Below are 14,868 nucleotides of genomic sequence, written 5' to 3'. Positions count from 1 at the left end.
TAGAACAACGTCCGCAAGCGGACTTCGGCTCGCTGCCGGCATTTCCTGAATTTATCAGCATTTCCAGCTTTTTCCGCGTTTTCTCACTTCATCAGCTTCTGCAGCGTGACAACCAGCTCGTCGATGATCTCATCGTTTCCTTCCCGGATGTTGTCCGCCACGCAGGTTTTCATGTGATTGGCCAGCAAAACTTTGTTGAAGCTGTTCAGCGCGCTGGTAATGGCAGAAACCTGCACAAGTATATCCGTGCAGTACGCGTTATTCTCCAACATGCCTTCCACGCCGCGAACCTGACCTTCGATCCGCTTCAGACGGTTCATCAGATCCTTCCGCTCTTTCTCGTCCCGGTTTTTATGTTTCCCGGAGCAGTACGCACAGGCATCCTTTTCTGTTGTTTCTGTTTTTTCCATTGTTATTTTGGTCTCCTCAGATTTGACGGATTCATCCATTCCGCCGTTTTCCGCTGCACAGTGTTTGCAATTCGTCATTCCGGGTCTCCTGTTAAAATGTGATAAAAACACGGCTTTGTCGTATCCTCGCGGAGCGTTTTCATGTTATAGAAAAAATCGGAGAGCTTTCCTGTAACATGTTATAAGCATTTCGGGAAAATCCCCGGCAAAGTACAATACCCCGCAGGGGTATATATCGCTCTCGAGTCACAATATATACCCCTACAGGGTATTTGTCAATTCCTGTTTTCTGTTTTTTTATTTCTTTTTGTTTTCTTTTTCGTGTTTCGATTTGGTTCTTCGATTGGAGTTTTCGATCTGCTGTATCTGTTCAGATCTCATCCGATCGCTCCTTTTGCTTCCTCCATCAGCGCCTTGACATCCGCACCTTCCACATCCAGTCCGGTGACCTTGATCACCTTAAACTCCGGAATCCCGTAGAAGCTCTGGGCCAGTGCCTTCACATATCCCGCACCGTATACTTCCGGAACAAACCCTCCGCCGGCCGTTGTAACATATGTCAGCTTCTTTGCCCTGCAAAGTCCGACAGGCACGCCTTCCGGTGAATAGGAAAATGTGATCCCTACCACATTGATCTGCTCGAAATACTGCTTCAGCGTGGCCGGAAATGACAGATCCCAGAACGGTGCCGCGATCACAATCTCATCCGCTTTCGCAAACTGTCTCGCCCGCGTAAACATGGGATCTTCCCATTTTCCTTCCGCAATCAGCCGGTCCCTCCTGTTTAGAAAATCCTCATCCGCAGACGGAAAGGTCTCGTTATGTAAAACCACTTCCTCCACCGGCTCATTCCGTTCTGCCAGGAGGCACTCTGCCAGCTCTTTTGTTCTGGATCCTTTCCGCACACACGCGTTGATAAATAAAATCATCGTCTACCTCATTTCCTTCATTATTTCCTTCATTTTGAAAAATGAACCGTCGCCTGCGTCAGGAATTCATTTCCTTCTTCGATCTCCACCGCCTTCCATTCCGCCTCGGTTCCCTCATAGTAAATATCCTTTAATCCGGCAGCGGTTATGAAGGCCTGCTTCCCGATCTTTTTCAGACTGTTCGGGAAGTACAGTGTCTCAAGACCTTCACAGTACGCCATAGACTGTGGACCGATCACTTTGATTCCCTCGGCATAATGTGCTTCTTTCAGTTCGCCCGCATAGATTCCCGGAACCGGCTCGATCTCCTGCGGCCCAATATAGGAGGACGGGAAATAGATCACCCGGAACGGCGACAGATGGATCGCTCCCGGTTTCAGATGCTCCGTTCCCGCCGGAATAGAATAGATCTCATCGTTTTTTGCCTGCGGGTACGAAATCATTTCCTTTCCGTCCTTCGTGAAGAGCACACCGTCCACCGCCTTGAACAGCGGATTGTTCTCTGCCAGTTCAAAGGACTCCAGCTTATGATTGCCGCCGAAGGCCTCGCTCATCTCTTTCACACTGGACGGGATACGGATTCGGGTAATTTCTGTCAGATTTTTAAAGCTCACCGGTGCCAGCGTCTCGACGCCTTCCGGTATCTCATATCCGGTCTTTCCGTTCAGGTTCGGGACACGGTAGATTGTTTTTCCGTCTCTGGAATACAAAATGCCGTCCTTCGACATATAACGTTCATTGCCTTCGGCCACATCATATGCCGAAATGGGATAATTCAGAAATGCGGAAGGAGCCATATCTTTCAGTGTCGATGGAAATACCACACTCACCCTGGAATCAATATCCGCAAAGGCATACTGATCGATATACTCGCACCCTTCCGGAATGACGATCCGGCCGGTATTTCCGCCGATTGAACTAACCGCAAAGCAGTCTTTTTCAAGAATTCTCACATGCGGCATGGTAACATTGTTCAGCTTTTCACAGTAGTAAAATGACGCCTCTCCCACGTAATCCAACGACTTCGGAAGTTCCGTGCTCTCCAAAGCGGTAAAATTCAGAAAGGCACATTTTCCGATTCCGGTAATGCCTTCGTCCACGATCACATGCTGTGCCTTGTCCTTATACTCAATCCACGGCGGATAATCCCCTTCATAGTCATGTTCCGCAAAAAGCGAACCTCCGTAGTCCTTCATCGGACCTGTCCCCCGGATCCGGATTGTTGCGGTACTGTCGTTATACTCCCAGGTCAGCCGGTCCTCTGTAACCACCGCTCTTTCTGTGTAATCTTTAACCTGTACAGTCTCAGACGTAGTCTCCTGCACCGCTGTCTCTTCGCCGGCGGCTCCGCTCTCACCGATCGCTCCCGCAGCGGTCTCCGCTCCGGACACGGCCCCCTCGGCAGACACCGGCGCCGCAGAAGAATCGGCTGCGCCGGATCCTCCACAGCCGGCGGTAGCGGCTAACGCCGCGATTGAACCGATGATCATAAGATATCCCAATCTTTTTTTCATAAGCAGGTCCTCCCCGTATGCTGGCAAAGCCTATTCCAAATTCATAAGTTGATGGTTTTCTACTTTTAAATTCATTATACATAATTTCCATTATGAAAGAACAAGCAAATCCACTAGGCTCGAGAAAACCAGCCTCAGCACGCTATTTCACTAAGCAACATAGCAGCTAAGTGAAATATGCGTCGCCAAGTGCTCCACCAACGAAAATCCCGCTGACAGAGCCAATACTCCGTCAACGGGATAGATGATTATAACATGCTTTTTATCGTATTTCCTTACCGCTTACAATGCGCTGTGAAGAATCTTCATCGACTCCTTTAACTGTTCCACCGGAATCTGCCCCGGCGCAGAGGCCGCCCCCACAGTTCCGAAGGTCATGGCTGATCCGAATACCTCGCCGCACAGGCGGGATATCACGCCCGCTGCCGACATGGACATGGTGATGATGGGCCGGTCTGCGTAATTCTTCATCTCTTCCGTCGCGGAAAGAAGGGTCAGAACGTCATCCTTATTCTGCGGCATCACCGCGATCTTCGGTATATCCGCTTTCATGTCCTGCATCTTCCGCAGACGGTAGATCAGATCTGACTTTGACGGGGTCCTGAAAAAATCATGATTGGATCCGATTACCACTTTACCGGCAGTATGAATTGCGTCAATATTCCTGCGAACCACATCATCACCGCTGAAAATCTCCACATCCAGCGCATCGGCATTTCCGCTGTCCGCCACCGCGGAGTTCAGCCTGGTATAAGCGTCGGCGTCAATTTCCTTCTCCCCGCCCTCCTTCCTGGTTCGGAAGGTAAACAGCAGCGCTTTCTCCCCCAGAGCCTCCCGGAGTTCTTTCAGGGTTTCCAGAACCTTTTCGGTATCAAAGACATCATCATAAAAATCCACGCGCCATTCCACCATGTCCAGATCCATACCGGAGAGCTCCCTTCCCCGGCTCACGATCTCTTCTCTGGTCTTCCCAACAATCGGAACAATAACCTTCGGCATGCCTTTGCCGACTTCTATGTTCCTGATTTTTACTGTATTCATGGTGATTCTTCTCCTTTTTCTATCACATTTCCGCCGGAAGTTCTGTCTCAAAAGTTTCCTTCTGCCGGATCCTCCGCCTTAGCCCAGAGCTTCCTTCTTTGTCTTTGTCTCTTTCTTTTCGTCCCGTTTTGCTTTCCAGTTCTTGTAGGTTTCCGTCTGCGTTGCGAAAAGGAATACCAGCAGTGCGGACAGGACAATGGAGATCGGGCTGGTAAAAATGCTGCCCAGCATTCCCTGTACCGAACCTTCCAGCATCACCCCGCGGCGGTAATTCTCCTCGCAGAGCTTGGTGAGGATACAGCCCAGAACGATCGGCGCGATGGGGTAGTTGTACCGCTTCAGAAAATATCCGATCAGACCGAAGCCGAACATCCAGAGAATGTCGTAAACACTGTTCCGGATCGCAAAGGAACCGATCACGGAAAGAATCAGAATGGTCGGCATGAGAATCCCTTTCGGAATCTCCACGATCTTCGTGAAAGCCTTGATTCCGGTAAGACCGAACAGCAGCAGGAAAAATGATGCAAGCAGCAGGCTTGCAACGATCAGCCAGAAGAGATCCGGCGTCTGGGAGATCAGGTTCGGTCCCGGACGAAGTCCCTGAATTGTCAGGGCACTGATCAGAACCGCCGTCACCGCGTCCCCCGGAATTCCCAGTGTCAGCATGGGGATAAACGCGCCGCCGATGGCCGCATTGTTGGCGGATTCCGGGGCAATGATGCCTTCCACCGCTCCTTTTCCAAACGGAGCGGTCGGCTTCTTCACCGAGCGTTTCGCCTGATCATAGCTGAGAAGTGCTGCGATATCGCCGCCGGCGCCCGGAAGTGCGCCAACCAGTACACCGATGATGGATGACTTGATGGTCAGCGGCAGGAACCTTGCCGCCTCTTTCCAGGAGGGAAGAATCTTGTCCACCTTCTGCTTCACCGGAGCCTGAGATATGTCCGTGATCTGACTCAGCGCCTCGGAAGCACCGAAGAGACCGATCATGGCAACGACGTAGTCCACGCCGGAGTTCAGATACACAATATCAAAGGTAAAACGCTTCACCGCAGTCTGACCGTCCACGCCGACACAGCCCAGAAAAATGCCGATACAGCCGGCGATGAGCCCGAATTTTACGGATCGTCCGCTCAGGGAACCGACCATCATCAGACCCATAAGAGAAAGGATCAGATAGTCAATGGAATGGAAATTCCGTGCAAGTCCCGCAACCAGAGGCGCGCAGGTTGCCAGCGCAAGCACGCCCAGAAGCGTTCCGATGAAGGACTGGGAGGTCGCAAGTCCCATCGCCTCACCGGCCCGGCCTTTCTTCGCAAGGGCGTATCCGTCCAACGCCGTGGCCACCGCCGCCGGCGCGCCCGGAATATTTAACAGAATGGCCGATCGGGAACCGCCGAACACGGAACCGACAAACACACCGATCATGACCGCCAAAGCACTGTGGGTCTCCCAGCCAAACGTGAACGAAACCAGCAGAGAAACCGCCATGGTACCGGAAAGCCCGGGAATGGCGCCGACATAGACACCCGCGCAGGTTCCCGCTGCCACCAGAGCAATCAGCCACGGTTCCTGAAACACCACAGCCATATAAGATAATGCTTCCATCATAATGCTTTCCCCTCCTCCTTTACGGAAATACGACGCTGAACAGCATCCGGAACACCAGGATAATGAAAGCCATCACGATGGCCGTCCAAAGGATGTTCTTCACATAATCTTTTCTTGTCAGATAGCACATGGCGCCGTACAGGAACAGCGGTGTCGCAATATAAAAACTGATTCCCTGAACCAGCAGCCCGCAGTACACGAGAATCATGCCGATCACCACCAGGACATTCGCGGGAAGCGCGTAGCCGATGGCCGCTCTGATCTTCTCCGCAGGATTCTTCTTTGCTGACAGCGGCGTGGACTGCTTCACATTTTCGATCACGGTGAGCAGCGCCATCAGACTCCAGAGACCGCTGACAAACACCGGTACCGCCGCAGCAGAGGCGATTTTCGGTTCCTTCATTCTTCCCCACAGCTCCAGCGCCATCGCGAACGCAGTGAGCCCGGTGATCAGCAGCACAATCGCAAAAACTTTCTCTCCTGCCTCCAGCGGATGCTCTTTGACAAGGATCATCTCATCCGTACTGACCTCTTCCGCCGGTTCCAATGTTATATTTTCTTCCTTCATTCCGGCACTCCTTTCCTGATTTGGGGTTTGGGGTATAAAAACGGCAGGGGCATATCGCCCCTGCCGGGGGCCTATATTTCAGAACCCTGATTTGACTATGAAATTTTAACGGATCTTTACTGAATCGCGCCGCTCTTCTTCAGTGCAGACACGGTATTCTCTCTCCAGGAAGCAATATAGTTCTTCGCTTCGTCTCCGGTATAACCCAGGAAATTGATGTTGAAGTTCTTCAGAACATCCTGATAACTCTGCTCCGGTCCCGCCGCGGAGAATGCCTTTGCCAGCGTCTCCCTGATCGCCGGATCCGTGCCTTCCTTCACAAATACGCCGTAGAACGGTCCCCACGGAAGGTATTTTTCAAAATCCGGATACTCCTTGGTGATCAGCGGAACATCCTTCATGATCTCCACCGGTTTCTCGGAAAGGAGGCACAGATAGTTCAGATCACCGGCTTTCCAGTCTTCAATACCGGACTGAACCTTGCAGACGGTAAAGTCGCACTCGCCGCTGATAACCGCGGTTTTTGCCGATGCATCGCTGTCATACGGAACCTGATTGAAGGTCGCGCCGGTCACATCCATGATGAAGGAGCCAACCTCCCACGGAAGACCGCCGGTACCGGTGGTGGACAGTTTAATGGTATCCGGAGCTGCCTTTGCCGCTTCGACAATCTCGGTAAAGCTCTTGTACGGAGAATCCTTTCCGACCACAATACCTACAACCTCGTCACCGATCAGGTAGACACAGTCAAAGTTTTCATACGTCAGTTTACTGATATCGAGAACGTCATACAGTGCCGGGTTTTCGGCGCCCATCAGGAGATTGTAGCCATCCGCAGCCGCGTCGTAGACATACTGGGTTGCGACAGAACCGGTCGCACCGGTCATGTTCTGAATGACAATGGATTTGCCGAGCTTCTGTTCCGCCAGAGCGGAGAGCGGGCGCATCAGGGAATCGGTACCGCCGCCGGCGCCCCACTGAACAATGCCGTTCACGTTCTGCGTCGGATAATTTGCGGAATTCCCGGAACCCGCGGACGCAGACGCTGCGGCCGCAGCCGCCGTAGTTGCCGCTGCAGCCGTGGTTTCCTGTGATGCGGTCTTCGCGGATGAACTGCCGCAGGCCGCCATGGAAAGAGTCATCGCAATTGCAAGTGCTGCTGATAAAGCTTTTTTCATCTTACTTCCTCCTGTTTCGTTCGTTTGTAAATTTCTTTGTTGCCTACCTTGACCCTTCCTCACAAAATTCTTTTGAATTTTCTGCGGCGGTACTGAGAAAACCGCCGCAGTTTTTAGAGGATTACGACATTTCCCCTGTCGTGACTTCATAATAACTTGCAATTGTTCAAAAAAAAACCGAATATCTTGTTTCCCGGAGGTGGACTATTTTGATTATAGGAAAATCGCCAGGGTTCATGCCTTCATGCCCCTGGCGACTGCCGTAAAATTATTCATCATCCGAACGCCGCTTCGATTCTCATCACAGGTGTACGGTGATCACCACGCGCATCCCGCCCCCGTCCGGTGTTTCCAGATTCATCTCCGCCCCGCCCGGAAAGAAGATTTTTAAGCGGAGCAGGATATTCACGAGACCGATACGCCGTCCCCTCGCTTCCGTGTTCTCCGTCTTTAATTCCGCCAGTTCCCGGTTCATTTTCTTCACCGTTTCGGGATCACAGCCAAGACCGTTGTCTTCCATCACGATCCGCAGTTCATTTTCTTCTGCTTCTCCCGTCATTTTCAGGAAGGATCCGGCCTGACGGCAGATCTGTCCGTGCTTAAACGCGTTTTCCGCCAGCGGCTGAAGGATCATTTTCGGCACCACGATATGCTCCGCCTCCGGACTGAGAAGAATCACCGTTTCCATGGTATTTCCGAAGCGGACGTTCTGAAGCGCCAGATAGTTCTCCACATACCGGAATTCCTCCTTCAGTTCCGCAGTGGTCTTTTCCAGGTCCATGCTGTAGTGCATCCGGCTTCCGAGCATGGTAATGTATTGGAATATTTCATCCTCGCCGTTCTGAAGCGCCAGGGACGCGATGCCCTGGAGCGAATTGTACAGAAAATGCGGATTGATCTGTGCCTGCAGCATACGGGATTCCGCATCCCGCTGTGCCCGGGAGAGAAGCTCCTGATGATGGAACATTTCTTCGATCGTCTCCAGCATCTGATCTGTTTCATCGATAAGCCGGCCGACCTCGTCCCGGTTTGGATACCGCACGCGATCGCGAACACGAAAAGAGAGATTCTTTGTTCCCGCCATCTCCTGCATACACAGATCCAGTTCCCGGATTGGCCGCGTCATATTCCTTGAAATCAGAATCATCGCCAGAATACAGAGCAGAAAACTCAGTGCGATAAGGACAATGTTTCCGAACATCAACTGCTGTGCCTCCGCAAACAGCCGGTCATAGGGGATCAGTTTGACAAGACAGAGTTCCAGGTTTCCGACGCGAACCTTCCCGCAAAAGGCTATGCCCTTCAGATTTTCTTCTTTTACAACACCGTAACCGGTTCTCCGGCAGGTGTCCAGCATCCGTTTCGCCTGTTGATCCGAAAAGTCCGCGTTCTGTCGGAACACCGGTCCCATTCCGGACGGATCGGTCAGAAAACCGATCTCATCTTCCTCCGGAAAGGCGATCCGGCGCATTTCCTCCACCTCGACATCGAAGGAAACCGCTCCGTACGCATTCCTTTCTTCCTGATCGTACAGCCGGCGCTGAAATGTATAAACCTCCGCGCCCTTTCCATCCAGAGAAAAGCCGTAATTACCGGAAAGATGCGGTCCGTAGCAGTGAAGATCGTCCCCGTAGATGTTCTCCGGAATGCCGATGGAATGGCGGCTGCGTCCGGAAGCGCTGCCGAGTTCCCTCTGGATAAAACTCAGGCCGGAGCGATACAGCTGCAGATAGATCTGGTGTTTTTCGATTCCTGCCCGGGAGTACATCATAGAGCGCAGAAACATGGTAATCCGATATCGCTCCACCGTATCCAGGGTACTCTGCCGCATCAGCCGTCCGATCTCCGCGTTGGCCCCGAATCCGTTTGCCTCACTGCTGATCTCTTCCAGCTGAAGCTCCAGCCGCTCCGCCTTGTTCCGTATCTCCATCAGTCCGTTTTCCACTGCCTGTTTTTCCAGTCGTTTTCTGGTGATGATTTGTGTGGAGACCGTCACCGTAATCAGACATAAAAACAGCGCGGACAGGAGGCTGATGATCAGTTTCCACGCGAAACCGAGTTCCCGCCATCGTTTCACGAACGGCCTCCCTTCATGTACTCACGGTAATCGGAGGGGGACATGCCTTTCACCTTTTTAAATACCCGGCTGAAGTATTTCGGATCCGGAATGCCTACCGCGGCGGCGACATCTGCCGTGCGCAATCCGCTTTTTAAAAGATCCACCGCAGCGTCCGTCCGGATCCTCGTCAGATAATCAATCAGATTCTCGCCAATCTCTTTTTTAAAGGAACGGGAGAGATAGCTCTGACTGATTCCCAGCTGACGGGACAGTTCTTCAAGAGAAACATCCTCCGCATAGTTTTCTTTCAGGAAGTTCTGCGCTCTGCGGCAAAGCTCCAGCGTGGAAATCCCTTCGTTCTCCGGAAGGAACTTTTTCCGGAGAGACTGAAGATCTGTGCAGAGCACTCCGGTAAAATGTTCCGCGGAAAATCTTCCGTCCGGAAGACAGAACGACGTCCGGAATTCCTGCGGCAGCCGGACCGTTTCCCCCAGTTCTTTCTGGCGGGAAAGGATCCATTTGCTCCGCTGACTGTTGTACATGGCGCGGAAATTTTCCAGCTGGCGGATCGTCACAATCCCCGTCCGCTCAAGATGACCGGAAAGCTCCTCCACCGTGCTTCTGAGGTGTTCTTCATTCCGTTCACGCAACGCCGGGAACAGCACTTTCTCAATCCAAAGGATCGACGTGGCCGGCGGAACCGGAATCAGTCTGAAATCCACGCTTTCCTCTGTGTGATACAGATTTGAGGACACCGCCAGGTCAAGAGCTTCCCGATAAGCCTCTTCTATCCCGTCCGGTGCCGGGACCGTTCCGGAGATTCCTGCATGGAGAACCAGTCCGAAGCTTTTTTTAATCTCCGAAAGCAGCTGAAGACAGGCCGTCCGGATTGCCTCCTCTTCCCCGTCGGAGAGAAACAGGGCGATATCCGCGCTGTCTCCCCATACCGCTGCCGTTCCGGCATGATTTCTCCATAAAAAATCCTGCGCCGCGGCCTGAATCGGATAAAGGGCGATGTTTTCTCCCGAAAGATGCCGTAAGCTCATCACCCCGATCCGGCAGTTCCGGTTCGTCCGTTCCTTCTCCCATGGAAGAGCACTACGAAACGCAGCAAAAATCTCCGGCTTTCTCCCCGAGCTCATGTAAGCCGTAAACAGATTCTGTGCCTGAAGCCGTTCCGCGTCTTCCCTGCGTCCCACTGTCTCGCGGTACCTGTTCACCGCTTTCTCCACTGCCCGATTGACGCTTTCCCGCTCGATCGGCTTTAACAGATACTCCACCGAATCCAGCTGCATGGCTTTCTGCACATAGGAAAACCGGTCGTAGGCTGAGATAAAAATCACCTGGGCGACACTTCCCTCATCCCGAAGCTTTTCCACCAGTTCCAGACCGCTCAGTCCCGGAAGATTGATATCGGAAAGAATAATTTCCGGCTTTTCCGATTCCAAAACCTCGATGGCCTGCTCTGCGGAGACACATTCAAAGACCGTGTCGATCTGATATTTTTTCCAGTCGACCAGCAGTTTCACCACGGTGATCACCGGCGGTTCATCATCAATAATCAGCGCTTTCATACATTCCCACTCCTCGAAAGAAACCGAATTCCGTCTGCTTTTATCATACCATCCACAAAAGTTCATAAAAAGCAGATTCTTTTTCTGCCATTCCAAACAATTCCAACGAGCCGAAACACGCTTTTCGATTTTCGCCCGTTATCGTTATCGCAGAAATCGCCATGACCCCGGGCGATCACAGGCTTTGCCGGCTTCCGTGCAAAAGGGAAGGCGGCCGCGTTCTTCCACTGACGCGGCCGCCTTTAAGGGGACGGTGTTTCAAAAAACGGAACACTGACCATTTTGTCCTGCGCGGTGCAGTATTTTTCCGGATGGTCTTTTTTTACTGCGTCAGAACAGGATCTGCACATGTGGTCCCCCAGCCCGCACTGGCGCTCTGGAGCTCGGCCATGCGCTTGAAGAAACCGTCCGGTTTCTTCAGCAGTTCTTCCGGATTTCCTTCCTCCGCAACCTGACCGTCCGCAAGAACCACAACTTTATCCGCCGCTTCCACGGTGCGCATACGGTGCGCAATCACGAGAACCGTCTTTCCTGCTAGCAGACGGGAAAGCGCCTCCTGAACCTTTGTCTCGTTTTCCACATCGAGAGACGCCGTCGCCTCATCCAGCAGCACGATGGGGGCATTCTTCAGGAGCGCCCTCGCAATCGAGAGACGCTGCCGCTCTCCGCCGGAGAGTCTGGCTCCGTTTTCTCCGATAACGGTCTGATATCCGTCCGGGAGTTTTTCCACAAATTCATCGCAGTTTGCGGCTTTTGCCGCCTCCATCACCTCTTCGTCCGTCGCCCCATGCCGGCCGAGACGGATATTCTCCATGACAGTGTCATCAAAAAGTACCACATCCTGAAACACCATGGAATAATCCCGAAGCAATACTTCCGGATCCACGGAATGAATATCCACCCCGCCGACCCGGATAGTCCCTTCCGGAATGTCCCACAATCTCGCCGCCAGTCTCGCACAGGTACTCTTGCCGGATCCGGACGGGCCGACCAGTGCCGTCACCTCTCCTTCTCTTGCGGTAAAGCTGACCGTCTTCAGTACCTTTTCGTCCTCATACGAAAATCCCACATGGTCAAACACAATGTCATGTCCTTTTGGTTCAAACGTCTCGGAGCCGTCTGCCGTTCCGGCATCATATATTTCCATCAGCCGGGCGGCCGCGACCTGAGACATCAGCATTTCCGCGATCAAGGCAAGAGCCTGGTCAAACGGTGCATAGACTCTCGTGATCAGCAGCAGAAACATGAACAGCACCATGAAATCGATCTGACCGGCTGCGATCAGTTTCACTCCCGTCAGAATCGTGGTCGCCACGCCAAGACGCATGATAACACTGGCGGCATTGACAAAAATCCCGCAGGACAGCTCACCGGAAATCATCATCTTCTCATGGTGATCGATTTTACGGCTGAGCTCGTCCAGAAATTTCTGTTCCTGATTGGTCGCCCGGATTTCCCGGATATTCTCAATGGTCTCCTGAATCCCGTCCGATACCTGAATGCCGGCTTCTTTGGTGATCTCGGAGTTGCGCTGATTGATCGTCCGGCTGCCGAACAGAAGAAGGAACGCCACCGGTACTCCCCACAGGCACGCAATCGACAGACGCCAGTCAATCGCGAACAGCATCACGCCGACAATCGCGGTTGAAATGTAAGAGCCGTAAAGATACCCCAGACAATGGGACCATACATGCTCCAGACGGTTCACATCGCCCATGATGGTCTCCGTCAGATCCGCCAGATCTCTTTTTCCGAAATATCCCAGCGGAAGTTTCCGCATCCGCTCTGCCAGAGAAAGTCGAACGCTTTTCACTTCACCGTACACCAGTCCGTAGGTTGCCCTGTACTGCTGCATATGGGTAAAGAATGACAGCAGTATGAATGCAAGTACCAGAAGAAGGAACACCGCCGCCCCCGGAAGCGGCGCTGCCTTTGTCAGCGTCTCCATGTACATGGACATCATCCGGTACAGAATTCCCATTCCGCCCATCACGGTAAGATTTACCACCACCGTCCAGAAGGTTGCCTGCCTGGTATTCCTGATTCCCTGATCTGTCAGGGCATATTTTCTCTGAAACTCTTTTCCGAACATTTACATCGCCTCCCCCGCAGATATACGCCATTTCACAGCCCGGTTATAGTCCGCCCACATGCGTGAATACATCCCGTTCGCCTGCTGCAGTGTCTCATGGGTTCCCTCTTCCATCGCCCGTCCGTGATCCAGAACGATGATTTTGTCTGCCCCCACCACGGTGGACAGCCGGTGCGCGATCATGATAACCGTTCGCCCGCGGGTCAGCTCCGCAAATGCCTTCTGGATCAGGAATTCATTTTCCGGATCCGCGAAAGCGGTTGCCTCGTCCAGCACGACGATCGGCGCATCCTTGAGAATCGCCCTTGCCAATGCAATCCTCTGCTGTTCTCCGCCGGACAGATAGGTTCCTTCCGTCCCGATGACCGTATCCATACCCTTCGGAAGCTTTTCAAGAATGTCATCGCACCGGGCCGCCGACAGCGCTCTCTGAACCTCTTCGCGGGACGCCTCCGGCCTTGCCGCACGAACATTTTCAAAAATGCTCGTCTTAAACAGCCGGTTGTTCTGGAAGACAAATGCGATCCGGTCCATCAGAACATGCGGATCCATTTCCCTGACGTCCACACCGCCCACCAGAACCGAGCCGCCGGTCACATCCCAGAATCTCGGAATCAGACTTGCGGCCGTGGTTTTACCTCCGCCGGACGGACCCACAAGCGCGATCGTCTGCCCGGGTTCCGCCCGGAAAGAAACATGATCAATGGCCGGGATATCCGCTCCGTCATATACGAAGCTGACATCTTTAAACTCAATGCTGTTGTCCTTCGGCTCCTGCGGATGATCGGTGACTTTCAGTACCGGCGCACTCATAACCTGTGAGATTCTTCCGAGTGCTGTACTTGCCAGCATCATCCCGTTGGCCGCAAACATAATTCTTGCCAGTGCGGTGGACACAATGGCGGAGAACACCGCATAGAACGCAAAATCCGTTACAAATCCCGCAAAATTGCCGGATTCCAGCGCTTTCGGCGCGATCAGAACCGCAACGGGAACCATGAAAATGAAGGCTCCCTCGGTGGCGGTCAGATTGATCGACTGAGGTACCTGGCAAACTCCCATGGTGTAAGACTCCGCCTTTTGACTATAATCCTCGATTGCCTCCCGAAACGCCCGGAACGAATACACCGTCTGCTGAAACACCTTTACCACCGGAATGCCCCGGACATATTCCGTGCCCGCCTTACTCATATAATCCTGCGCCGTCTGATATTCCTGCATCATCTTTGCGTTTTTTCCGCCCATCATGGTGAACATGGCAAGAATCGAGCATACCGCCGCCAGAAGGCAGGCCACACCCATGCGCCAGTCAAACACAACCATGATCACGATCATTCCGATAAACATGGTTACACTGCCCACAATATCCGCCAGATTATGCGCCAGCAGAGTTTCTGTTTCGGAAGCCGCGCCATCCAGCCGATTGCGCAAAAGTCCCGAAGCGTTGGAATCAAAGAATCCCAACGGCGTTTTCATCAGATGCGCCATTCCCTGCTTGCAGATGTTCGACGCGGTGCGAAATGCCGCCAGATGTGTGCACATCAGCGCAAAAAAGTAAACCGCTATGCCGGCGATCGCAAAGCCGAAGGCCCACCAGCCGTATTTTCCGACCTCTGAAGCCTTCGCCCAATCCGGTGCCACCGCAATCAGATCCCTGGCTACAAGCCAGACACAGATATACGGCAGCATTCCGAGCACCATGGCGATTCCCGATAACGTCAGCCCTAAAAACGTCAGTGCCTTGTAATTGCCGGCATATCCCAGCAGCACGGCAAGATCACTTTTTTTCTTCTCCTGCATTCTTTCTTACGCCCCCTTATATTGAAAATATATATGTTAGTTATGTCTAACCGAATGATACCACCTTATGCTCGATAATGCTAATGTTTTTT

11 protein-coding genes are annotated in these 14,868 nt (G+C 52.7%); all 11 read right to left on the bottom strand.

The window, feature by feature from the left end:
- Window positions 1-83: 83 nt before the first annotated feature.
- Entirely contained in the window at window positions 84-410 is a 327-nt protein-coding gene (locus BMW41_RS00490) for a metal-sensing transcriptional repressor (RefSeq protein WP_074647874.1), read from the bottom strand.
- Between the two features lie 377 nt (window positions 411-787).
- Window positions 788-1,339, bottom strand: a complete 552-nt coding sequence (locus BMW41_RS00485) for an NAD(P)H-dependent oxidoreductase (protein WP_074647748.1) — start codon at window positions 1,337-1,339, stop codon at window positions 788-790.
- Between the two features lie 29 nt (window positions 1,340-1,368).
- Entirely contained in the window at window positions 1,369-2,853 is a 1,485-nt protein-coding gene (locus BMW41_RS00480) for a leucine-rich repeat domain-containing protein (RefSeq protein ID WP_074647745.1), read from the bottom strand.
- Between the two features lie 282 nt (window positions 2,854-3,135).
- Window positions 3,136-3,894: a type I 3-dehydroquinate dehydratase gene (gene aroD, locus BMW41_RS00475; protein WP_074647742.1), complete on the bottom strand. Its 759-nt coding sequence runs from the start codon at window positions 3,892-3,894 to the stop codon at window positions 3,136-3,138.
- Between the two features lie 78 nt (window positions 3,895-3,972).
- A complete protein-coding gene (locus BMW41_RS00470; protein ID WP_242870183.1) occupies window positions 3,973-5,505 on the bottom strand; it encodes a tripartite tricarboxylate transporter permease in 1,533 nt (510 codons plus the stop codon).
- 19 nt (window positions 5,506-5,524) lie between these two features.
- Window positions 5,525-6,073 carry a tripartite tricarboxylate transporter TctB family protein gene (locus BMW41_RS00465; RefSeq protein ID WP_074647739.1) on the bottom strand — a complete coding sequence of 183 codons (549 nt, stop codon included), beginning with the start codon at window positions 6,071-6,073 and terminating at the stop codon, window positions 5,525-5,527.
- A gap of 116 nt (window positions 6,074-6,189) precedes the next feature.
- Window positions 6,190-7,251, bottom strand: a complete 1,062-nt coding sequence (locus BMW41_RS00460; protein ID WP_074647736.1) for a Bug family tripartite tricarboxylate transporter substrate binding protein — start codon at window positions 7,249-7,251, stop codon at window positions 6,190-6,192.
- A 301-nt stretch (window positions 7,252-7,552) separates the two neighbouring features.
- Entirely contained in the window at window positions 7,553-9,328 is a 1,776-nt protein-coding gene (locus BMW41_RS00455; protein ID WP_074647733.1) for a sensor histidine kinase, read from the bottom strand.
- On the bottom strand, window positions 9,325-10,884 hold the full coding sequence (locus BMW41_RS00450) for a response regulator (protein ID WP_177171115.1): 1,560 nt from the start codon (window positions 10,882-10,884) through the stop codon (window positions 9,325-9,327). The genes BMW41_RS00455 and BMW41_RS00450 overlap by 4 nt, the downstream gene beginning before the upstream one ends.
- A 322-nt stretch (window positions 10,885-11,206) precedes the next feature.
- The gene (locus tag BMW41_RS00445; protein WP_074647726.1) at window positions 11,207-12,976 is read right to left on the bottom strand and encodes an ABC transporter ATP-binding protein; all 1,770 of its coding nucleotides are present in this window, start codon (window positions 12,974-12,976) and stop codon (window positions 11,207-11,209) included.
- The gene (locus tag BMW41_RS00440) at window positions 12,977-14,776 is read right to left on the bottom strand and encodes an ABC transporter ATP-binding protein (protein ID WP_074647723.1); all 1,800 of its coding nucleotides are present in this window, start codon (window positions 14,774-14,776) and stop codon (window positions 12,977-12,979) included.
- Window positions 14,777-14,868: the final 92 nt, after the last annotated feature.

It is taken from the genome of [Clostridium] aminophilum (assembly GCF_900101295.1).
GTDB classification, from domain to species: Bacteria; Bacillota; Clostridia; order Lachnospirales; family Lachnospiraceae; genus Clostridium_R; species Clostridium_R aminophilum_A.
The sequence above is the reverse complement of the archived record's forward strand: the minus strand, read 5'-3'. Positions and strand labels throughout refer to the sequence as shown.

What these genes read in the sequence shown, in the direction of transcription:
- BMW41_RS00450 (WP_177171115.1), bottom strand. Translation starts at nt 10,884, where the DNA reads ATGAAAGCGCTGATTATTGATGATGAACCGCCGGTGATCACCGTGGTG.
- BMW41_RS00440 (WP_074647723.1), bottom strand. Translation starts at nt 14,776, where the DNA reads ATGCAGGAGAAGAAAAAAAGTGATCTTGCCGTGCTGCTGGGATATGCC.
- BMW41_RS00485 (WP_074647748.1), bottom strand. Translation starts at nt 1,339, where the DNA reads ATGATTTTATTTATCAACGCGTGTGTGCGGAAAGGATCCAGAACAAAA.
- BMW41_RS00460 (WP_074647736.1), bottom strand. Translation starts at nt 7,251, where the DNA reads ATGAAAAAAGCTTTATCAGCAGCACTTGCAATTGCGATGACTCTTTCC.
- aroD (WP_074647742.1), bottom strand. Translation starts at nt 3,894, where the DNA reads ATGAATACAGTAAAAATCAGGAACATAGAAGTCGGCAAAGGCATGCCG.
- BMW41_RS00470 (WP_242870183.1), bottom strand. Translation starts at nt 5,505, where the DNA reads ATGATGGAAGCATTATCTTATATGGCTGTGGTGTTTCAGGAACCGTGG.
- BMW41_RS00480 (WP_074647745.1), bottom strand. Translation starts at nt 2,853, where the DNA reads ATGAAAAAAAGATTGGGATATCTTATGATCATCGGTTCAATCGCGGCG.
- BMW41_RS00490 (WP_074647874.1), bottom strand. Translation starts at nt 410, where the DNA reads ATGGAAAAAACAGAAACAACAGAAAAGGATGCCTGTGCGTACTGCTCC.
- BMW41_RS00445 (WP_074647726.1), bottom strand. Translation starts at nt 12,976, where the DNA reads ATGTTCGGAAAAGAGTTTCAGAGAAAATATGCCCTGACAGATCAGGGA.
- BMW41_RS00465 (WP_074647739.1), bottom strand. Translation starts at nt 6,073, where the DNA reads ATGAAGGAAGAAAATATAACATTGGAACCGGCGGAAGAGGTCAGTACG.